Annotated in this window: 20 protein-coding genes; 16 read left to right on the forward strand and 4 right to left on the reverse strand. The window is 39.4% G+C overall.

What is annotated here, in order from left to right:
* Positions 1-19 precede the first annotated feature (19 nt).
* Positions 20-997, reverse strand: a complete 978-nt coding sequence (locus tag SK086_RS00315) for a pyruvate dehydrogenase complex E1 component subunit beta (RefSeq protein ID WP_324688845.1) — start codon at positions 995-997, stop codon at positions 20-22.
* Positions 998-1,234: 237 nt separating this feature from the next.
* On the opposite strand from SK086_RS00315, the gene SK086_RS00320 reads away from it, so the two are divergent.
* From SK086_RS00320 to SK086_RS00335, 4 genes are all read left to right on the forward strand, one after another.
* A complete protein-coding gene (locus SK086_RS00320; protein WP_290875175.1) occupies positions 1,235-1,981 on the forward strand; it encodes an electron transfer flavoprotein subunit beta/FixA family protein in 747 nt (248 codons plus the stop codon).
* A 72-nt stretch (positions 1,982-2,053) separates the two neighbouring features.
* Entirely contained in the window at positions 2,054-3,022 is a 969-nt protein-coding gene (locus tag SK086_RS00325) for an electron transfer flavoprotein subunit alpha/FixB family protein (RefSeq protein ID WP_290875177.1), read from the forward strand.
* Between the two features lie 297 nt (positions 3,023-3,319).
* Positions 3,320-3,946, forward strand: a complete 627-nt coding sequence (locus tag SK086_RS00330) for a bifunctional nuclease family protein (protein WP_290875179.1) — start codon at positions 3,320-3,322, stop codon at positions 3,944-3,946.
* A gap of 72 nt (positions 3,947-4,018) precedes the next feature.
* The gene (locus tag SK086_RS00335) at positions 4,019-4,843 is read left to right on the forward strand and encodes a thymidylate synthase (protein ID WP_324688851.1); all 825 of its coding nucleotides are present in this window, start codon (positions 4,019-4,021) and stop codon (positions 4,841-4,843) included.
* A 55-nt stretch (positions 4,844-4,898) separates the two neighbouring features.
* Here SK086_RS00335 and SK086_RS00340 read toward each other — a convergent pair whose 3' ends face one another.
* Entirely contained in the window at positions 4,899-5,195 is a 297-nt protein-coding gene (locus SK086_RS00340; protein WP_290875184.1) for an isoamylase early set domain-containing protein, read from the reverse strand.
* A 238-nt stretch (positions 5,196-5,433) separates the two neighbouring features.
* Between SK086_RS00340 and SK086_RS00345 the strand changes: the two genes are divergently transcribed.
* From SK086_RS00345 to porT, 4 genes are all read left to right on the forward strand, one after another.
* Positions 5,434-5,769, forward strand: a complete 336-nt coding sequence (locus SK086_RS00345) for a 2TM domain-containing protein (protein ID WP_324688854.1) — start codon at positions 5,434-5,436, stop codon at positions 5,767-5,769.
* Entirely contained in the window at positions 5,769-6,251 is a 483-nt protein-coding gene (locus SK086_RS00350; RefSeq protein WP_324688856.1) for a dihydrofolate reductase, read from the forward strand. Before SK086_RS00345 ends, SK086_RS00350 begins: the two co-directional genes overlap by 1 nt.
* Before the next feature lie 103 nt (positions 6,252-6,354).
* Entirely contained in the window at positions 6,355-7,089 is a 735-nt protein-coding gene (gene ubiE / locus SK086_RS00355; RefSeq protein WP_324688858.1) for a bifunctional demethylmenaquinone methyltransferase/2-methoxy-6-polyprenyl-1,4-benzoquinol methylase UbiE, read from the forward strand.
* A gap of 21 nt (positions 7,090-7,110) precedes the next feature.
* Complete coding sequence (porT, locus tag SK086_RS00360; RefSeq protein WP_290875192.1) at positions 7,111-7,812, forward strand: type IX secretion/gliding motility protein PorT/SprT; 702 nt, start codon at positions 7,111-7,113, stop codon at positions 7,810-7,812.
* On the opposite strand, the gene SK086_RS00365 is transcribed toward porT, so the two are convergent.
* A complete protein-coding gene (locus SK086_RS00365) occupies positions 7,809-8,537 on the reverse strand; it encodes a TrmH family RNA methyltransferase (protein ID WP_324688861.1) in 729 nt (242 codons plus the stop codon). The two genes, porT and SK086_RS00365, sit on opposite strands and share 4 nt — an antisense overlap.
* Positions 8,538-8,573: 36 nt before the next feature.
* Between SK086_RS00365 and tamL the strand changes: the two genes are divergently transcribed.
* The 3 genes from tamL (at position 8,574) to accD (ending at position 13,211) form a co-directional block, all read left to right on the forward strand.
* Positions 8,574-11,123 (forward strand): translocation and assembly module lipoprotein TamL, encoded by a 2,550-nt coding sequence (gene tamL / locus SK086_RS00370; protein ID WP_324688863.1) that lies wholly within the window; start codon positions 8,574-8,576, stop codon positions 11,121-11,123.
* Positions 11,124-11,173: 50 nt separating this feature from the next.
* Positions 11,174-12,241 carry a class II fructose-bisphosphate aldolase gene (gene fbaA, locus SK086_RS00375; protein WP_290875197.1) on the forward strand — a complete coding sequence of 356 codons (1,068 nt, stop codon included), beginning with the start codon at positions 11,174-11,176 and terminating at the stop codon, positions 12,239-12,241.
* A 115-nt stretch (positions 12,242-12,356) separates the two neighbouring features.
* Complete coding sequence (gene accD / locus SK086_RS00380; RefSeq protein WP_290875199.1) at positions 12,357-13,211, forward strand: acetyl-CoA carboxylase, carboxyltransferase subunit beta; 855 nt, start codon at positions 12,357-12,359, stop codon at positions 13,209-13,211.
* A gap of 80 nt (positions 13,212-13,291) precedes the next feature.
* Here accD and SK086_RS00385 read toward each other — a convergent pair whose 3' ends face one another.
* The gene (locus SK086_RS00385) at positions 13,292-14,548 is read right to left on the reverse strand and encodes an ABC transporter permease (RefSeq protein WP_324688868.1); all 1,257 of its coding nucleotides are present in this window, start codon (positions 14,546-14,548) and stop codon (positions 13,292-13,294) included.
* Between the two features lie 184 nt (positions 14,549-14,732).
* On the opposite strand from SK086_RS00385, the gene purH reads away from it, so the two are divergent.
* The 5 genes from purH to mrdA are packed head-to-tail and all read left to right on the forward strand — an operon-like array spanning position 14,733 to position 20,675.
* On the forward strand, positions 14,733-16,265 hold the full coding sequence (purH, locus tag SK086_RS00390) for a bifunctional phosphoribosylaminoimidazolecarboxamide formyltransferase/IMP cyclohydrolase (protein ID WP_324688870.1): 1,533 nt from the start codon (positions 14,733-14,735) through the stop codon (positions 16,263-16,265).
* Between the two features lie 57 nt (positions 16,266-16,322).
* Positions 16,323-17,351 carry a rod shape-determining protein gene (locus SK086_RS00395; RefSeq protein ID WP_290872724.1) on the forward strand — a complete coding sequence of 343 codons (1,029 nt, stop codon included), beginning with the start codon at positions 16,323-16,325 and terminating at the stop codon, positions 17,349-17,351.
* Positions 17,352-17,411: 60 nt separating this feature from the next.
* On the forward strand, positions 17,412-18,239 hold the full coding sequence (gene mreC / locus SK086_RS00400) for a rod shape-determining protein MreC (protein ID WP_324688875.1): 828 nt from the start codon (positions 17,412-17,414) through the stop codon (positions 18,237-18,239).
* Positions 18,232-18,738, forward strand: coding sequence for a rod shape-determining protein MreD (locus SK086_RS00405; RefSeq protein WP_324688877.1), 507 nt, complete (start codon positions 18,232-18,234; stop codon positions 18,736-18,738). Before mreC ends, SK086_RS00405 begins: the two co-directional genes overlap by 8 nt.
* A complete protein-coding gene (gene mrdA, locus SK086_RS00410) occupies positions 18,735-20,675 on the forward strand; it encodes a penicillin-binding protein 2 (protein WP_290872715.1) in 1,941 nt (646 codons plus the stop codon). Before SK086_RS00405 ends, mrdA begins: the two co-directional genes overlap by 4 nt.
* Position 20,676 lies beyond the last annotated feature (1 nt).

Raw genomic sequence — 20,676 nt, forward strand, 5'->3', positions numbered from 1 at the left:
GGTCTAGTAGTCTGTAAAATTATTTGTACGTTACTTTTTTTACCGCTTTAATTACATCATCAGCATTAGGCAACCATTCTTTCAACAAAGTTGGAGAATAAGGCGCCGGTGTATCTGCTGTTGTAATTCTTTGGATAGGCGCATCTAAATAATCAAAAGCTCTTTCCTGAACCATGTAAGTCACTTCAGAAGCAACGCTGGCAAAAGGCCAAGCTTCTTCCAAAACTACCAAACGATTGGTTTTCTTAACTGAGTTGATGATGGTATCATAATCCATTGGACGAACTGTTCTCAAATCGATAATTTCACAAGAAATACCATCTTTAGCTAATTCATCAGCAGCAATAAAAGCCTCTTTAATGATTTTACCAAACGATACGATTGTGACATCGGTACCTTCTCTTTTCACATCGGCAACGCCTAACGGAATAGTGTATTCTTCTTCAGGCACTTCACCTTTGTCGCCATACATTTGCTCTGATTCCATAAAGATTACCGGGTCGTTATCACGGATAGCTGACTTCAATAAACCTTTAGCATCGTAAGGTGTTGATGGCACTACCACTTTCAATCCAGGCGTATTGGCATACCAATTTTCAAAGGCTTGCGAGTGTGTAGCACCCAATTGTCCCGCAGAAGCTGTTGGACCACGGAAAACCATCGGCATTGGAAACTGTCCGGCCGACATTTGGCGCATTTTGGCCGCGTTATTAATAATTTGATCAATCCCAACCAAAGAGAAATTGAATGTCATGAATTCCACTATCGGTCGGCAACCGTTCATCGCTGAACCCACGGCAATTCCTGCAAAACCAAGTTCTGCAATCGGGGTATCAATCACTCTTTTCGGACCGAACTCATCCAACATTCCTTTTGAAGCTTTGTAAGCACCGTTGTATTCGGCTACTTCCTCACCCATTAAATAAACTGACTCGTCGCGACGCATTTCTTCGCTCATCGCCTCGGCAACTGCTTCTCTAAATTGTATCGTTCTCATATTTCGGATTGTGTTACTGTCTATAATTTTGAAAGGCAAAAATAAAAATTAAATACGATTAAAAAACATTTCTGTAGGTTAAATAACGGCTTAAAATGATACATCGTTCGCTCAGCCAATTTGAACCTGCTACGAAATCGATTGAAATTTGAAAAAATATTATGCGCGCATATAAAAATTAGAAATATATTTTATACTTTTACGGTCAAAAAAAAAATTCACTTAATAAACGTAACAATGAAAATATTAGTTTGCATCAGTCACGTGCCTGATACTACTTCAAAAATTAACTTTGTGAACGGTGATGCGGAATTTGACACCAATGGCGTACAATTCGTAATCAACCCTAACGACGAGTTCGGATTAACCAGAGCCATTTGGTTCCAAGAGCAACAAGGTGCCAATGTAACAGTGGTTAATGTAGGCGGACCGGATACAGAGCCAACTCTGAGAAAAGCTTTAGCCATCGGCGCCAACGAAGCAATTCGCGTAAACGCTAACCCTACCGACGGATTTTTTGTAGCCAAGCAATTAGCCGAAGTGGTAAAACAAGGCCAATACGACTTGGTAATCTGCGGTAAAGAATCGTTGGATTACAATGGCGGAATGGTTCCGGGGATGTTAGCCGGTTTGTTGGACTACAACTTTGTGAACTCTTGTACCGAATTAACTATCGACGGCAGTGCAGCCAAAGCGGCTCGTGAAATCGACGGCGGAAAAGAAACTATTTCAGCTTCATTGCCATTAGTAATCGGAGGTCAAAAAGGATTGGTTGAAGAGAAAGACTTACGCATTCCAAACATGCGCGGAATCATGACCGCCAGAACCAAAGTGTTAACTGTATTAGAACCGGTAAGCGCTAACAACAATACCAAAGCGGTAAAATTTGAAAAACCGGCTCCGAAATCGGCTGTAAAATTATTTGCTGCGGACGATTTAGACGGCTTAATCAACGCCTTACACAACGAAGCAAAGGTAATTTAGTATTCAGTGTTCAGTCTCAGTAGGCAGTTTTTAACCTACAACTTAGAACGTACAACTTAAAACAAAAAAATCATGTCATTATTAATATATGCAGAATCGGCCGACGGAAAATTCAAAAAAGTAGCTTTTGAATTAGCGTCGTATGCCAAAAAAGTAGCCGAATCATTAGGCACCACTGTTACAGCTGTAACGGTAAACGCCGGAAACGTATCGGATTTATCCAAATACGGTGTTGACAAAGTATTAAAAGTAACCAATGATAAATTGGGCAACTTTAACGCCAAAGCCTACGCAGATGTTGTGAAACAAGCCGCTCAAAAAGAAGGCGCCAAAGTAATTTTATTATCATCTACTACCGACAGTTTGTACATGGCACCATTGGTAGCCGTTGGCTTAGAAGCCGGATTTGCTTCTAACGTTGTTGGATTACCAATAAGTACTTCACCTTTCCAAGTAAAGAGAACAGCTTTTTCTAACAAAGCCTTCAACATCACAGAAATTGCTACCGATGTCAAAGTATTGAGCTTGGCCAAAAACTCTTACGGGGTTTTTGAAAGTGCTGCTTCAACTACGGAAGAAGATTTCGCACCAAGCTTAAACGAAGCCGATTTCAACGTAAAAGTAGCTTCAGTAGAAAAAGCAACCGGAAAAGTAACCATCGCCGATGCTGATGTAGTAGTTTCGGGAGGTCGTGGATTAAAAGGTCCTGAAAATTGGGGTATATTGGAAGATTTAGCCTCAGTTTTAGGCGCTGCCACCGCTTGTTCTAAACCGGTATCCGATTTGGGTTGGAGACCTCACAGTGAGCACGTAGGCCAAACCGGAAAACCGGTAGCTACCAATTTGTATATCGCCGTGGGTATCTCAGGAGCGATCCAGCACATCGCCGGAATCAACTCTTCCAAAGTAAAAGTAGTCATCAACAGCGATGCCGAAGCGCCGTTCTTTAAAGTAGCGGACTACGGAATTGTAGGTGATGCTTTCGATATTTTACCTCGCTTAACAGAAAAGCTGGCAGCCTTCAAAGCACAAAACGCATAAGCTTTTACAGATACTTAACAAAGAGTCGTTGAAAACAAATTTCAGCGGCTCTTTTTTTATGCTTCTGATTTTAAGAAGCGAAAAGTTTTTGTTACTTTGCAGTCCGTATTCCTGCCATACGTTTCAATCTTTTTTTGTTCGTTCACGTTTTGATTTTTCGTCAAGTACCGAGTACACAAAAAAAGGATTTTCACTCCTGTCAGGGCTATGAAGGATTTGTATTGAATGTCGGGAAACTTGATTTCCTAAATATTCAATCTGAAATCTAAAATCTAAAATCAGCAATCTAAAATCTAAATGAGTTTAGTAAAACTAACTATCAAAGGAATATCATACAGCCAAACACAAAACGGTGCTTACGCCCTAATTCTTAATGAAGTAGACGGCGAAAGAAAACTCCCTATTGTCATAGGTGCTTTCGAAGCACAATCTATTGCCATCGCCTTAGAAAAAGAAATCAAACCACCACGTCCGTTAACGCACGACTTGTTCAAAAGTTTTGCTGACCGCTTTGACATTGTCGTGAAACAAGTCATCATCCACAAATTGGTTGATGGTGTTTTCTACTCGAGTATCATTTGCGAACGCGATAAAATAGAGGAAATTATCGACGCCAGAACATCAGATGCCATTGCCTTGGCACTGCGATTCAACGCTCCGATTTTTACCTACAAAAACATTTTGGACAAAGCCGGCATTTACCTCAACACCAATCCGGCCGACATCGACAATCAAAATGCAGATGATGATGGTGTATTGTCTACTCCGGAAACTTTCGGACTAGACAGCGATGGCAATGCAGGTGACGCTTATGTCAGCATGAGTCTGACCGAATTGCACGAAGCTTTAGAGAAAGCCGTTCAAGACGAAGATTACGAAAAAGCGGCCAAAATAAGAGACGAAATTTCAAAAAGAGAATCGTAAAAAGTTGTAGGTTATAATTTGTATGCTACACAATTTAAACCCTAGAACTTACAACATAAAACTTACAACCCAATGAAGCAGTACCACGATTTAATGCGACACGTTTTAGAAAACGGTTGTCAAAAAGGAGACCGAACCGGAACCGGAACCAAAAGTGTATTCGGCTATCAAATGCGATTTGATTTGAGCGAAGGCTTCCCTATGGTAACTACCAAAAAACTGCATTTAAAATCGATTATTTACGAATTGCTTTGGTTTTTAAAAGGCGATACTAACATAGGTTATTTAAAAGAAAACGGCGTTAAAATTTGGGATGAATGGGCTGATGAAAACGGCGATTTAGGTCCGGTTTACGGCCACCAATGGCGCAATTGGAACAGTGAAGAAATCGACCAAATCACAGAATTAATCGAAACTTTAAAAACCAATCCAAACAGCCGACGCATGTTGGTTTCGGCTTGGAATCCATCGGTGTTACCGGATACATCCAAATCGTTTGCCGAAAACGTAGCCAACGGAAAGGCGGCTTTACCGCCATGCCACGCCTTTTTTCAGTTTTATGTAGCCAACGGCAAATTGTCTTGTCAACTCTACCAAAGAAGCGCTGATATTTTCTTAGGCGTTCCGTTCAATATTGCTTCCTATGCCTTGTTTACCATGATGATTGCTCAAGTTTGTGATTTACAGGTGGGCGACTTCATTCATACGTTTGGCGACGCACACATTTACAACAACCATTTCGAACAAGTCGAATTGCAATTGTCACGTGAACCAAGACCTTTACCGAAAATGATTTTAAATCCGGAAATAAAAAATATCTTCGATTTTACTTTTGAGGATTTCACCTTAGTCGACTATGATCCGCATCCGCATATCAAAGGACAAGTAGCGGTATAAAACAAAAAATCCGTCTCGGTTTCGAGACGGATTTTTTTCTAACCAAAACTAAAACCTATAGTGCCAAAACACTATTTTCTGAACCGGCAAACTCGTTGTATGCATAACGGTCAGCCTCAGGATCATTCACATAGGAACCATCCACTAAATATTTAAACTCAAAAGTGTTGTCTTTGGGTAAATCAAAAGTTGCTTTGAAAGTGCCGTTTTTCAATTTAGACAACTCTCCTTCAGCCGGATTCCAATTATTGAAATCACCAACCACTGCAGCCGCATTGGCTTCTTTAGCTTCGATTGAAAATGTAACTTTTACAACCGGTTTCGTCTTAATAACTTGCTTTTTAATAGCCATAACTATTTCATTTATAGATTACTGTAGCAAAGTAAAGCGATTTTAGAGTAGCTTTTACAAGCCTTTTTATTTTTACGACATTACCAAAAAGAGCGCCTGTTTAAAAGAAGATTTACAATTTCCATAGCCTTTAATTTTACATCTGCTGTTAAGAAATCGGTTTCGTAATACATTATCTTAAAAACAGATTTCACTGTTTTGAAAATAAATTTTACCTTTAAACCATAAATTTCGTCTTATGGAGCCCAACCAACACGAATTATACGAATATGCACGCAATCGTATCCAACAAAAAAAGCGATTGTTCCAGCATTTTATAGTTTTTGTAATTGGCTGTGTGTTTTTGTTTGCGGCAAACCATATCCTTTCCTATCACGATGAAACCAATTGGTGGATTTGGGTAGCTAGTTTGTGGTGTTGTTTGTTTGTTTTTCACGTTATCAAAGTGTTGATTACCGACAGTTTTATGAATAAAAATTGGGAACGCGCCCAAATAGACAAACTCATGCTCAAACAAACCAAAAAAATAGAACAACTTAAAAACGACTTAGAAAACGCCAAATCCAACCTATAATGATTACAGTAATAGCCGCGGTGGCGGAAAACAATGCACTGGGAAAAGAAAACCAACTGCTTTGGCATTTACCCGATGATTTTAAGAGATTCAAAACCCTAACTTCGGGACATTACATTATTATGGGACGAAAAACATTTGAAAGTTTTCCGAAACCCTTACCCAACCGTACCCACGTTATCATTTCGCGCCAAGCCAACTACCACCCGGAAGGTTGTATAGTGGTAAACTCACTCGAGCAAGCCATAGAAGCTTGTCCGAAAACAGAAGAAGTTTTCATTATTGGTGGTGGAGAAATTTACCGTCAATCCATTGCGGTGGCGGACAAACTCGACTTGACTAAAGTCCACGCCACTTTCGAAGCGGACACATATTTCCCGGAGGTTGACCTTTCTGAATGGCAATTGGTTTTCGAAGAATACCATCCTAAAGACGAACGACACGACTTCGCCTTTACTTTTCAAACCTACTTGAGAAAGTAACCTCTAACAACCGTAGCCGGCGAAAACTTTTTTCAAAACTTTGACCCTAAGGAACTTTGCAACTCTGCACTTTAATAGCGTATATTTGCAGAAAATTGCAACCATGTCAAAGCAAATCACTCCTTACAAAGAATCTACTTTAGGGAAAAAAGAACAGGTAACCCAAATGTTTGACAACATTTCAGGAGAATACGATGGTTTGAACCGTGTAATTTCTTTAGGAATTGATATGAAATGGCGTAAAAAAGTCATTGCCTTAGTCAAAGCTCATAATCCAAAAATTGCCCTTGACATTGCCACCGGAACCGGAGATTTAGCCATTATGATGGCTGAGGCTACAGCTGCTGAAAAAATTATAGGGTTGGATTTATCGGTGGGTATGTTAAATATTGGCAAGAAAAAAATACTCGACAAAAATTTAGCCGATAAAATAGAAATGGTCGTGGGCGACAGCGAAAACATTCCGTATCCCGACAATCATTTCGATGCCATTACCGTTTCTTTCGGTATTCGTAATTTTGAAACTTTAGAGAAAGGTTTGGCAGAAATTTACCGCGTGTTAAAACCGGGTGGTCTTTTTGTGATTTTAGAAACTTCGGTACCGACAAAATTCCCTTTCAAACAAGGCTATGCTTTCCACACTAAAGTAATTTTGCCTTTAGTGGGCAAGTTGTTTTCTAAAGACAATAACGCTTATGGTTATTTGTCGGAATCGGCAAGCCATTTCCCGTTTGGCGAAGCACTAAACAATATTTTAAGAAAAGTTTCGTTTATAGACTGTAAAGCCATGCCGCAAACTTTTGGCGTGGCCACCATTTATACCGCGACCAAAAAATAAAATATGTACTTTAGCCAAAGCATGAAGAAGTTAATTGTCCTATTTTTACTTATCTCCTCCGTTTCCCAAGCGCAATTTGGGAAAAGTACTTTTTCAAAAGATCCTATCATCAATTTGGAGAACTTTGACAAGCAGCGCGTGTATTGGGGTTACTTTTTAGGCTTTAGTACTTTCGATTTTAAAACCGATTATAAAGTTCCTGGACAAGACATTAATGTAAAAGGCAACAGCGGATTTAACGTAGGTTTGGTTGGTGCCTTACGCCTTCATGAATACGTTGAATTGCGCTTTGAACCCGGATTGTATTACGCCAGTCGTACCCTAACCTATCCCGGATTTACCAATGACCGAGATGCCATTCGTGAAGTAAAAGCCACGTATATTGATTTTCCGTTGATGCTGAAATTTTCCTCGTTGCGCACCGGTAATGTTAGACCTTATTTATTAGGCGGTGTAGGCGCGACTTTAAACTTATCCAGCAATTCTAAATCGAAAGACGACAACTCCGAACAAAAATTCAGAGTACAACCTTGGACCAATAATTATACGTTTGGATTTGGTATCGATTTGTATTTTGAATACTTCAAATTCTCTCCTTCGATTCGTGGTGTATTCGGATTTGGCGATGAATTGATTCGCGATGACGACCCGAACAGTCCGTGGACGGGCAATATCGAATCGCTGAAAACCCGAGCGGTATTAATCAACTTTACGTTCCACTAAGAATTTCTTCTGAACTCGCTTAAAAAAATTGCTGTAGCAGTGGCTACATTCAAGCTTTCCGTTTGTTGCAGATTGCCGAATCTTGGGATGGCGATTCGATTTTTTATCTTTTGTTCCAAAGCCGGAGAAATACCGTTGGCTTCGTTTCCGAAAATCAAAATCCCTTCCGAAGGCAAAGACTCTTTGTAGATGTTTTTCCCATCCATAAAAGTTCCGAAAACAGGTAAAGTTGTTTCCGAGATGAAAGTGGCTAAGTCAACATAATTTACCTGAACGCGACTCACAGAACCCATAGTCGCCTGAATCACTTTCGGATTGTATAAGTCGACCGTTTCCTTCGAGCACAACAATTGGGTAACGCCAAACCAATCGCACAAACGAATGATGGTTCCCAAATTGCCCGGATCCCTGATATCATCCAAAGCTACAATCAAACCCTCTGAAACTATAGGCTTAGGAGCAGGAATATGAAAAACTGCCAAACAAGAACTTGGTGTGCTAAGCGCAGACATGCGTTTCATATCAGCTTCTTTAATCAAAGTTTTTTGCGCTGTAGGCACTGTTTCAAAAACACTTTCGGTCTCAAATAAATGGTCGAGCACGATATTTGATTGCAACAATTCCTGTATTACTTTTACGCCTTCAGCCAAAAACAGCTGATGCTCGTTTCGGTATTTTTTTTGTTGCAAACCGGTAATTAATTTTATTTGGTTTTTACTAACCATAAAATACTGTATTTTTGAATTAAATATTTACACCGCTTGAAAAAGAGTCTCACAAAAATATCACTATTTATTCTAATTGGACTAATTATCTTTGGTTGTAACTCGACCAAAAGAGTTCCCGACGGTAAAAGTTTACTCACCAAAAACAACATCTACATTGACGACAAGAAAGACAATGCCGAGGAAGTCTTCAATCAGTTGTACCAAAAACAGAACAGTGCTATTTTCGGATTTCCGCTTCGTTTGAACATTTACAATTTGGCTAAGCCCAAATCGGACTCGCTTTTTAAAGCCAAAATGATTCAAAACCCGAAACGCTATTACCGCAAAGCCAGATGGTTATCGAAAAAGCAAGTGAAGCGATTGGGAGAATCTTTCTTGTATTCGGGTGTGGATAATTTTTTGAGAAAAACAGGTGAAGCACCGGTTGTATTGGACACCAGCAGTACGCGAAGATCGTTGAAGCGATTGCGTTCCTATTTCTACAACAGAGGCTATTTCGACGTAACAACACAATACAAAATTGACACCGTTGACAAGAAAAAAGTCAAGCTGCGTTACGACATAAAAACCGGCAAACCGTACATTATCGACAGTATCAAAACTTTTATTGCGAGTCCGGCCTTAGATTCTATCTACCAATCCAGAAAACGCAACGCTGTACTCAAATCGAAACAAAAATTTGAGACGGTGACTTTTGATGAAGAACGAAAAAGAATTACCGAAGATTTCCGTAACAACGGTGCGTTCCGATTCCAACAAAATTATGTTACTTTTGATATCGACACCTTGAAAAAGACGCATATTGCTAATGTTGATTTGGTTATTGAAAACGAGTCTATTCGCCTGGAAGACAGTGTGAAAACCAAGCCTTTCGAGTTGTACAAAATCAGCAAGGTGAACATTTTTACCGACCATAATCCGACGAACGCTTCAGCGCCCATTAAAGACAGTGTGGTCTATAACGATTTTACCCTTTACAGCACTACCAAATTAAAATACCGCCCGAAAGCCATTACCGACGGGATTTTTGTGACCAAAGGCAATTATTTTTCCGATTTCAGATCATCTATTACTTCTCGTTATTTAAGTAATCTAAAAGTATTCAACTATCCGCTGATTCAATATGTAGAAGATAAGACGCAAAAAAACAGTTTGATTGCGAATGTTTATCTGACACCGAGAAAGAAATATACTTTCGGTTTTTCGACCGATTTTACCCATTCCAACATACAGGATTTCGGGATTACGGGAAACACTTTTTTAGGCATTCGAAATGTATTTAACGGTGCCGAAACTTTTGAAATTGGTTTCAGAGGCAACATCGGTTCCTCCAAAGATTTGGCGAATCCAAACAATACTTTCTTTAATATTTCAGAAATCGGGGTAGATGCGAAATTGAATTTTCCTCGAATTTTCTTGCCGTTCAAAACCGATAAAATCATCCCGAAAACCATGATTCCGTTCACTACCTTGAGCGTGGGTTATGCCAAACAAACCAACATCGGTCTCGATAAACAAAACTTTACCAGTTCATTAACGTACAATTGGACACCGAAACGAAACACCAATTTTAAGTTGGATTTGATCAACATACAGTTTGTTAAAAACCTAAATCCGTCCAACTATTTCAACATTTACCAATCATCCTACAATACTCTAAACGAAATTGCCCAAGATTATCTGCCGGCCACTTCGCCTTACTTCAATCAGGATACCGGTAGATTGCTCATAGAAGACGGAACGAACGGCTTTATCAATGACGTAGCTGCAGGCAACATACCGCTTTCCGTATCTGATGCCAAATCGGTATTGAGCATAGTGGAAAGAAGACAACGTTTGATTGAAAACAACTTGATTTTTGCGACCAACATTTCCTTTACCAAAACCTCCAAAAAAGACTTATTGGACAACGAATTTTTTGCGGTTAAAGCCAAAGTAGAATCGGCCGGAAACTTATTGTCTATTTTAGCGCGTGCCTCCAAACAATTACAAAACCAAAACGGCGCCAACACCTTTTTAGATGTGGAATTTTCGCAATACTTAAAAGGCGAATTTGAATACATCAAGCATTGGGATTTAAGTCGCAAAAAGGTCTTTGCTACCAAAGTTTTTGCCGGTATTGCTGTACCTTACGGCAACTCCGATGACGTACCTTTTTCCCGAAGTTACTTTGCCGGAGGAACCAACGACAACCGCGCTTGGCAATCTTATAGTTTAGGGCCGGGCGCCAGCGGAAGCTTTTTAGATTTTAACGAAGCGAACATGAAATTGGCTTTTAGTGCCGAATTCCGTTTCAACATTTTCCAGCAACTTAATGGAGCCCTTTTCACCGATATCGGAAACATTTGGAACGTATTGGACAACTCTAAAAATGAAGCGGCAATTTTTGAAGGCTTTAAGTCGTTAGAAAACATAGCCGTTGGTAGCGGTTTCGGGTTCCGTTACGACTTTAATTTCTTTATCGTCCGTTTGGATTTAGGGTTCAAAACCTACAACCCTTCGGAGTTTGTTAACGACAAATGGATGAAAGAGATGCGCTTCGATAAATCGGTTTTAAATATTGGAATAAATTACCCTTTCTAAAATCAGAAATTATTATTTTTGTAACCTTAACTTAAAAACGACACAAAACAATGGCTCACAATATCAAACCCGGAGTAGCTACCGGAGACGAAGTTCAAGCAATTTTCAACTACGCTAAAGAAAAAGGATTTGCTTTACCGGCTGTTAACGTAATCGGTTCCAGTACTATTAATGGTGTTTTGGAAACAGCTGCTAAGTTAAACGCACCCGTTATCATTCAGTTTTCCAACGGTGGAGCGCAATTCAATGCCGGAAAAGGACTTTCAAATGCAGGAGAAAAGGCTGCCATTGCCGGAGCAGTTGCCGGAGCCAAACACATTCATACTTTAGCCGAAGCTTATGGCGCTACTGTCATTTTACACACAGACCACTGTGCTAAAAAACTTTTGCCTTGGATTGACGGTTTGTTAGACGCTTCTGAAAAACACTTTGCCGAAACCGGAAAACCGTTATACTCTTCTCACATGATTGACTTGTCGGAAGAACCTTTACACGAAAACATCGAAATTTGTAAGGAATACTTGGCTCGTATGAGCAAAATGGGCATGACTTTAGAAATCGAATTAGGTATCACCGGCGGAGAAGAAGATGGTGTTGACAATTCCGATGTAGACAGCTCAAAATTATACACCCAACCGGAAGAAGTAGCTTACGCCTACGAGGAACTGATGAAAGTATCGCCTAAATTTACGATTGCAGCGGCTTTCGGAAACGTTCACGGCGTGTACAAACCGGGTAACGTAAAACTGACACCAAAAATCTTGAAAAACTCTCAGGATTACGTTCAAAATAAATTCAACACCGGAAACAACCCTGTTGATTTTGTATTCCACGGCGGTTCAGGTTCTACTTTGGAGGAAATCAGAGAAGCGATTTCTTACGGAGTAATTAAAATGAATATCGATACCGACTTACAATTCGCTTTCACCGAAGGTATCAGAGATTATATGACCTCAAAAATTGATTATTTAAGAACCCAAATCGGAAGTCCTGAAGGCGCTGATTCTCCAAACAAAAAACACTACGACCCAAGAAAATGGATTCGCGAAGGAGAAGTAACTTTCAACAACCGATTAGAGCAAGCTTTTGCCGACTTGAATAACGTAAACACCTTATAAAGTACAAAGTACAAAGTACGAAGTACGAAGTGGATAAAGTTTAATATTAATAATATAGTGTTGGAACGGAAGGTTGAATACTTCCAACTTCCAACTTCTAACTTCTAACTTAATTATGGCTTGGTTTAAAAGAACAGAAAAAGGAATTCAAACACCTACGGAAAATAAAAAAGACGTGCCGAAAGGACTTTGGTATAAATCGCCTACCGGAAAAATTATCGATCAAGACGAATTGGCCCGTAACTTATGGGTAAGTCCGGAAGATGATTTTCACGTGAGAATCGGCAGTAAAGAATACTTTGAGATTTTGTTTGACAACAACGAATTCAAAGAGTTGGATGCCAAAATGACTTCCAAAGATCCTTTGAACTTTGTTGACACCAAAAAGTATTCAGACCGTTTAAAAGACGCTATTGACAAAACCGGATTGAAAGATGCGGTACGCACTGGTGTTGGTAAATCCAAAGGAAAAGATTTAGTGGTTTGTTGTATGGACTTTGCCTTTATTGGTGGTTCAATGGGTGCTGTAGTAGGTGAAAAAATTGCACGTGGTATTGACTATGCCATCAAACACAACACACCTTTTGTCATGATTTCCAAATCAGGTGGTGCTCGTATGATGGAAGCTGCTTACTCGTTGATGCAGTTGGCCAAAACGTCGGCTAAATTAGCGCAATTGGCCGAAGCTAAAATTCCGTACATCTCTTTATGTACAGATCCGACTACCGGAGGAACAACAGCTTCTTATGCCATGTTGGGCGATATCAATATTTCAGAACCGGGCGCTTTGATTGGTTTTGCCGGTCCGCGTGTAGTGCGTGATACTACCGGAAAAGATTTACCGGAAGGATTCCAAACTGCCGAATTCGTTTTAGACCACGGCTTCCTGGATTTCATCGCTCACCGAAAAGAATTGAAAAACAAAATCAATTTGTACATCGATTTGATTTTAAATCAAGATATTCGATAAGTCATTTTCGTTAAAAGTAAAAAAGGCACAAATTCTAGTTTGTGCCTTTTTTTATGTTGTAAATAAAAATGTATTCCGATTTACATTCCGCTTCGAATCGCTTCTACAGGATCTAATTTAGAAGCGGAAATGGCCGGTAAAATTCCGGAGATGAGTCCGACTATGACCGACAAACTTGTTCCGATTAACACATTAGAGAAGCTCAACACAAACTCGAAGTCGAGTATATTGGTGAGCAACATCGCCAGCAACCAAACAATCAACAAGCCAATGACGCCTCCAATCAAACAAAGGATAATCGCTTCAAACAAAAACTGAAACAAGATAAATTTATTTTTAGCTCCCAATGATTTTTGAATACCGATGAGATTGGTTCTTTCTTTTACCGAAACAAACATAATATTGGCAATGCCAAAACCACCAACTAAAAACGAAAAGAAACTGATGATGATACCACCAACTCTTAGACTTCCTAAAAGGCCGTCAATCATATCGGTTAGTCCTGATAAAATATTGATGAAAAAGTTATCTATATCACCTTGTTTCACACCACGGAAATTGCGCAATTTTTGAGCGATGTCACTTTTTAAAGCCTCAATATCGGTTCCTTTTTCGGGTTTAACTACAATAACCGGCAAAACCTGCGGATTGTTATCGCCGTAAATTCTTCTCAAAAAAGTAGCCGGAAAAAATGCAGAAGTATCATCGCCACCACCTATGTCAATCCCGGAACTTCCTTTCTTTTTAGTAACGCCGATAACGGTAAACTTCTGTCCGTACATTCTAACCGTTTTACCAATCGGATTAAAACCATCAAATAAATTTTGAGCAATATCATATCCTAACACAACCACTTGTTTACCGGAATACGATTCGGATTCGTTGAAAAATCGCCCTTCGGAAAACTCCAATCGCTGAATGTCTACAAATTCTGCGGTAACCGCCACCATATTTACAGCCTCGGAAGTTCTGGATTCATAAGTAATGTTTTGACTAACCGTGAAATACTGAAAACAAGAGTTTTCGACATCTTTCATAGCCGTTTTCATGTATTGGTATTCCTCGAAAGTCACGTTAGGAAACTGTTCCCTTTTCCATCTTGGTACATCCGTTGGTCCGAAAGACTGACTGGTTAAATAAATGGTGTTTTTGTCCAAAGTACTCAAATCGCTTTGGATTTTTTGATCTAAGGAGTCTACAGCAGCCAAAACGGCAATGATGGAAAATATACCAATGGTTACTCCCAACAAAGAAAGCATGGTTCGGAGTTTATTGTTTCGCAACGCATTCATAGCAAAAGCAAAACTTTCTTTGAGCAGTCTTAAATAGAGTAACATATGGCTAATTTATCTATGGGTAAATTTCCATAAAATTAATGGAAATCCCTATTATTTTTTGTTTCGTTTTATTTGTGTCAAAAAACAACAGATTGTTACATATCAAACTTGAATATTGCTTTTAAAAAAACTACTTTTGCGGTCTTATTAGAAACAACTTTTTTACACTCACAACACAACAACTATGAACACAACAAAAACAATCCAATCGGCCCTAATTTCGGTCTTTTACAAAGATGGTTTAGAACCGATTGTTCGCAAACTACACGAACAAAACGTAACAATTTACTCTACCGGCGGAACCGAAGAATTTATCAAGCAACTCGGCATTCCCGTAGTTCCGGTGGAAGACGTCACCTCCTATCCATCTATCTTAGGCGGCCGCGTTAAAACCTTGCATCCTAAAGTATTTGGTGGTATTTTGAACCGTCAGGACAACGAAAGTGATGCCCAACAAATGGTTGAATACCAAATTCCGCAAATTGATTTGGTGATTGTCGACTTATATCCGTTTGAAAAAACAGTTGCTTCCGGAGCGAGTGAAGCCGATATTATTGAGAAAATTGATATCGGTGGAATTTCACTAATTCGCGCAGCAGCCAAAAACTTTAAAGACACCGTTATCATTGCTTCGGTAAATGAGTATGGATTTTTGTTCGATTTATTGACCACACAAAACGGCGCCACAACTTTGGAGCAAAGACGAACGTTAGCGACTAAAGCATTCAATGTGTCTTCGCACTACGATTCGGCTATCTTTAATTATTTCAACCAAAATCAAGAAGAAACCGTTTTAAAAATCAGTGAGCAAAAAGGTCAAGTGTTACGTTACGGAGAAAATCCACATCAAAAAGGATTTTTCTTCGGTGATTTCGACGCGATGTTTACCAAATTACACGGCAAAGAATTATCATATAACAATTTGTTGGATGTGGATGCTGCGGTGAATCTGATTTTAGAATTCAAGGAAAACGAACCGACTTTTGCCATATTAAAACACAACAATGCTTGCGGTTTAGCCTCTCGAAACACGATGAAAGAAGCGTATTTAGCCGCTTTGGCAGGAGATCCGACTTCGGCATTTGGTGGTGTATTGATTGCCAATGGTAACATAGACGAAGCTACAGCCGGTGAAATCAACAGTTTATTCTGTGAAGTTGTGATTGCACCAAGTTTTGACGAGAAAGCCATCGCTATCTTATCTGAAAAGAAAAACAGAATTATTTTAATTTTAAAAGAAACCGCGCTGCCTCAAACCAACGTTAGAACTTGTTTGAACGGTGTTTTGGTGCAAGAAAGAAATAACATCACAGACAATAAATCGCACTTGACTTACGTTACTAACAGTAAGCCAACCGAACAAGAAATTGAAGATTTGCTTTTTGCTTCAAAAATTTGCAAAAATACCAAGTCGAATACAATAGTGTTAGCAAAAAACAGTACATTAGTAGCATCGGGCACAGGACAAACTTCCAGAGTTGATGCTTTAAAACAAGCCATTGAAAAAGCCAATACTTTCGGATTTGATTTGAACGGAGCGGTAATGGCCAGTGATGCTTTTTTCCCGTTTCCGGATTGTGTAGAAATTGCTCACAACGCAGGAATCACGGCTGTTATTCAGCCCGGTGGTTCAATAAAAGATGAATTGAGCATTCATTTTTGCAACGAAAATAAAGTTGCAATGGTATTTACAGGAACACGTCATTTTAAACATTAATTTGTTTAACTTTGTGCGTTAAAATTTTATATAAACATTTAAACCCTTAAAAGACTTATGGGATTTTTTGATTTCATGACCGAGGATATCGCTATTGACCTTGGTACAGCCAATACGCTGATAATTCACAACGACAAAGTTGTAATTGATAGTCCGTCAATTGTAGCCCGTGATCGAATATCAGGTAAAATCATTGCGGTTGGAAAAGAAGCCAATATGATGCAAGGTAAAACCCATGAAAACATCAAAACCATACGTCCGTTGAAAGATGGTGTTATCGCTGATTTCGACGCTTCGGAAAAAATGATCAGTATGTTTATCAAAAGCATACCGGCCTTGAAGAAAAAAATGTTTACACCGGCTTTGCGCATGGTAGTTTGTATTCCTTCCGGTATTACAGAAGTAGAAATGCGCGCGGTAAAAGAATCGTGTGAACGCGTTAACGGTAAAGAAGTATACTTGATTCACGAACCTATGGCAGCAGCTATCGGTATCGGTATCGACATTATGCAGCCAAAAGGAAACATGATTGTAGATATTGGAGGCGGAACTACAGAAATTGCAGTAATTGCTTTAGGTGGAATTGTTTGTGACAAATCGGTTAAAATTGCCGGTGACGTTTTCACCAACGATATCGTGTACTATATGAGAACGCAGCACAATTTATTTGTGGGAGAAAGCACTGCCGAGAAAATCAAAATCACTATCGGTGCTGCCACTGACGATTTAGAAACGCCGCCGGATGATATGTCCGTACAAGGTCGTGACTTGTTAACCGGAAAACCAAAACAAGTAGAAGTATCGTTCAGAGAAATTGCCAAAGCTTTAGACAAATCCATTCAACGTATTGAAGATGCGATCATGGAAACCCTATCGCAAACACCGCCTGAATTAGCAGCCGATATTTACAATACCGGTATTTACTTAGCCGGTGGAGGTTCGATGTTAAGAGGTTTGGACAAGCGTATTTCTCAAAAAACAGATTTACCGGTTTATATTGCCGAAGATCCTTTGAGAGCGGTAGTTCGCGGTACCGGAATGGCGCTTAAAAACATCCCGAAATTCAGAAGCATACTTATTAAATAGTATTGGGTCACCACACCGAATACTTTCGACTCAATACTGAACACTGAAGACTAGAAAAAGATGCAGCAAATAGTTAATTTTATTTTAAAAAACAGTAATCGCTTACTGTTTTTGCTGCTTTTGGTCATATCGCTTTCGCTTACTATTCAGTCGCATTCTTATCACAAAAGCAAAGTCATCAGCTCGGCTAATTTCTTTACCGGCGGGATTTATGAAAGGGTGAACAACATCAACGAGTATTTCAACTTGAAATCGCAAAACGAAGAATTGGCTTTGGAAAATGCCCGTTTAAAATCGTTGCTCTTCAATCAAAAAGACACGACCAAATTACCGGAGATTGATTCCATCAAAGGCGTTAAAAAAACGGACATCATAGTATCGAAAGTCATTCACAACTCTTATAGTGTTTTCGAGAACTACCTTACCATCAATAACGGTTCTTCGTCTGGCATCAAACGTAATATGGGTGTTATCAATAGCGCGGGTATTGTGGGTATAGTGGACAACACCTCTCCCAATTATGCTACCATCATTAGTATTTTGAATGTAAAGTCACAAATTAACGCCAAGATAAAGAAGTCCAATCACTTTGGTTCTTTGGTTTGGAACGGAAAAAGCACAGGTTTTGTGCAATTGATTGACGTACCAAGGTTGGCCGGCGTGCGAAAAGGCGATACTATAGTTACCGGTGGACAATCTATCATTTTCCCTGAAAATATTGGCATCGGAACTATTGAAAATGTTTACATAGACGAGGAAACCAATTATTATACCCTTAACATCAAGTTGTTCAACGACATGACGAATCTCGGCCATGTTTACATCATTAAAAATAAAGATGCCGACGAAATTACTAAGTTAGAAAATCAAAATAAAAAAGATGAATAGCGCTTTACTGGGAAATATCGCCCGCTTCATCTTGTTGCTGTTTGCACAGGTTTTGATTTTTAACCGCATTGATTTGTTTGGCTTTATCAATCCGTTTCCGTATATCCTTTTCGTTATCCTTTTCCCGGTAAACGGAAACAAAACCGGACTCTTAGCAGCCAGTTTCTTCTTGGGTTTATTGATGGATATGTTTTGCAATTCGGGTGGCGTTCATGCTACAGCATGTATAACTTTGGCCTATTTCAGACCGGCGATTTTTAAATTCTCTTTTGGATTGAGCTATGAATACCAAACGGTAAAACTCAACGATGTTATTACACCGGAACGCTTTTCATTTCTATTGATTGCCGTAGTGTTACATCACTCTATTATGTTTTTACTGGAAGTATTTAAATTGAGCTTCCTGTGGGAAATTTTATGGCGTACTTTTTTAAGTACTATCTTTACCCTTATCACTTGTATTATTATAATTTACATTATAAAGCCAAGTAAACGATGAGAAAAGTTTTATTGCCAACCATCATTTTTGTGGCTACTGCTTTATTGGTGCTGCGGTTGTTTTATTTGCAGGTTATCGATGACACTTTAAAACTAAAGTCAGATAATAACGCCATCAAGATTAAATACGAATATCCTGAAAGAGGTTATATTTACGACCGAAACGGTAAACTTTTAGTGGCTAACCAACCGTCTTACGACATTATGGTAATCCCAAAAGATGTAAAGGATATTGACACTATGGAGTTTTGTCAGCTACTGAACATCACCAAAGAAGATTTTCTGAAAAAAATTGCCAAAGCCAAAGTGTACAGTCCGAGATTGCCTTCGTTGTTTTTAGCCCAATTGAACAAAAAAGAATACGCCGCTTTCCAAGAAGTACAGCGCAATTTCAGTGGTTTTTACATTCAGAAACGTTCCCTTCGTGATTACCAAGTTTCTGTTGGAGCCAACATTTTCGGTTTCATCACTCAAGTGAATGAAAGCATCATCGAAAAAAATAAATACTATAAATCCGGTGATTTGATTGGCAAACAAGGTGTAGAAGAAAGTTATGAAGAAATCCTTCGAGGCATCAAAGGGGTGAAATACATCCAACGCGACAAATACAACCGCGAAATCGGCTCTTACAAAGAAGGCCGCTTTGATACAATTGCCGAACAAGGAAAAGACATTAATTTAACCATTGATGCAGTTTTACAACAATACGGAGAAGAATTGATGGTCAACAAACGCGGTGGTATAGTGGCCATCGAACCTAAAACCGGAGAAATACTGGCTTTAGTCACAGCACCGTCATACGATCCTTCTATTTTAGTGGGCAGACAACGTTCTAAAAATTACACGATGTTGTACCACGACTCTATTGCTAAACCTTTATACGATCGTGGATTATTGGCACAATACCCACCGGGCTCACCTTTTAAAATCTTAACCGGTTTAGTGGCTTTACAAGAAGGCGCTATCGATTTGAATACTTCTGTAGTGTGTAACCACGGTTTTAGCTTTGCACCGGGAAGATTCATGCGATGTCACTGTCACGGCGGCGTGGTTCAATTGCATCGTGGTATTTACGAATCTTGTAATACTTTCTTTTCCACGTCTTATATGCGAACACTCGACAAGTTCGGCAATGCTTCTGTTGGCGTTGACGTTTGGAGTAAACACTTGAAAACTTTTGGTTTGGGCGAGTTTATGGGTTACGATTTACCAACCGGAAGAAGAGGAAACATACCGAATTCAAAGACTTATAAAAAGATTTATCCGGGTTGGCGTTGGAGCAGTAAAACCATAGTATCGAATGCCATTGGACAAGGAGAAGTATTGATGACGCCTATTCAATTGGCCAATATGATGGCTACTGTAGCCAATCGCGGTTACTATTACACACCGCATATCATCAAAAAAATCAAAGGCGAAGTCATCGATAAAAAATTCAGAACCAAACACGTAACGACCATAAACAAAGAGCATTTTGAAACTATGGTCAGCGGTTTGTTCGATGTTTACAACTTTGGTACTGCCAGCGGTTTAAGAGTGGAAGGTATCGACATTTGCGGTAAAACCGGTACTGCGGAAAACTTTACCATCATAGACGGAAAGAGGGTACAGCTGAAAGACCACTCCATTTTTGTGGCATTCGCACCTAAAGACAATCCGAAAATTGCGATTGCTATTTTGGTAGAAAACGGAGGTTATGGGGCGACTATCGCCGGACCGATTGCCAGTTTGATGCTTGAAAAATACATTCGTGGTAAAATCACTCGCAAAGATTTAGAAACCCGTATTTTAGCCCGAGATTTACGACCGGAGTACAACCGTTTTATCAAAAATCCGGTTAATGACACGTTAATTAATGTTACTAAAACCAATACGCTTTTAAAACCGGCAGCAAAAGACAGTAGTGCAGCCAACAAAAGCGCAGCCTCACAAGGATAAA

Source organism: Flavobacterium cheonhonense, from assembly GCF_035671315.1.
Taxonomy (GTDB): domain Bacteria; phylum Bacteroidota; class Bacteroidia; order Flavobacteriales; family Flavobacteriaceae; genus Flavobacterium; species Flavobacterium cheonhonense.

Coding starts and splice junctions, on each gene's coding strand:
- SK086_RS00315 (WP_324688845.1), bottom strand. CDS start 997: ATGAGAACGATACAATTTAGAGAAGCAGTTGCCGAGGCGATGAGCGAA.
- SK086_RS00325 (WP_290875177.1), top strand. CDS start 2,054: ATGTCATTATTAATATATGCAGAATCGGCCGACGGAAAATTCAAAAAA.
- fbaA (WP_290875197.1), top strand. CDS start 11,174: ATGGCTCACAATATCAAACCCGGAGTAGCTACCGGAGACGAAGTTCAA.
- mrdA (WP_290872715.1), top strand. CDS start 18,735: ATGAGAAAAGTTTTATTGCCAACCATCATTTTTGTGGCTACTGCTTTA.
- SK086_RS00365 (WP_324688861.1), bottom strand. CDS start 8,537: ATGGTTAGTAAAAACCAAATAAAATTAATTACCGGTTTGCAACAAAAA.
- SK086_RS00345 (WP_324688854.1), top strand. CDS start 5,434: ATGGAGCCCAACCAACACGAATTATACGAATATGCACGCAATCGTATC.
- SK086_RS00330 (WP_290875179.1), top strand. CDS start 3,320: ATGAGTTTAGTAAAACTAACTATCAAAGGAATATCATACAGCCAAACA.
- purH (WP_324688870.1), top strand. CDS start 14,733: ATGAACACAACAAAAACAATCCAATCGGCCCTAATTTCGGTCTTTTAC.
- SK086_RS00385 (WP_324688868.1), bottom strand. CDS start 14,548: ATGTTACTCTATTTAAGACTGCTCAAAGAAAGTTTTGCTTTTGCTATG.
- SK086_RS00340 (WP_290875184.1), bottom strand. CDS start 5,195: ATGGCTATTAAAAAGCAAGTTATTAAGACGAAACCGGTTGTAAAAGTT.
- SK086_RS00320 (WP_290875175.1), top strand. CDS start 1,235: ATGAAAATATTAGTTTGCATCAGTCACGTGCCTGATACTACTTCAAAA.
- accD (WP_290875199.1), top strand. CDS start 12,357: ATGGCTTGGTTTAAAAGAACAGAAAAAGGAATTCAAACACCTACGGAA.
- SK086_RS00335 (WP_324688851.1), top strand. CDS start 4,019: ATGAAGCAGTACCACGATTTAATGCGACACGTTTTAGAAAACGGTTGT.
- SK086_RS00395 (WP_290872724.1), top strand. CDS start 16,323: ATGGGATTTTTTGATTTCATGACCGAGGATATCGCTATTGACCTTGGT.
- porT (WP_290875192.1), top strand. CDS start 7,111: ATGAAGAAGTTAATTGTCCTATTTTTACTTATCTCCTCCGTTTCCCAA.
- ubiE (WP_324688858.1), top strand. CDS start 6,355: ATGTCAAAGCAAATCACTCCTTACAAAGAATCTACTTTAGGGAAAAAA.
- SK086_RS00350 (WP_324688856.1), top strand. CDS start 5,769: ATGATTACAGTAATAGCCGCGGTGGCGGAAAACAATGCACTGGGAAAA.
- SK086_RS00405 (WP_324688877.1), top strand. CDS start 18,232: ATGAATAGCGCTTTACTGGGAAATATCGCCCGCTTCATCTTGTTGCTG.
- mreC (WP_324688875.1), top strand. CDS start 17,412: ATGCAGCAAATAGTTAATTTTATTTTAAAAAACAGTAATCGCTTACTG.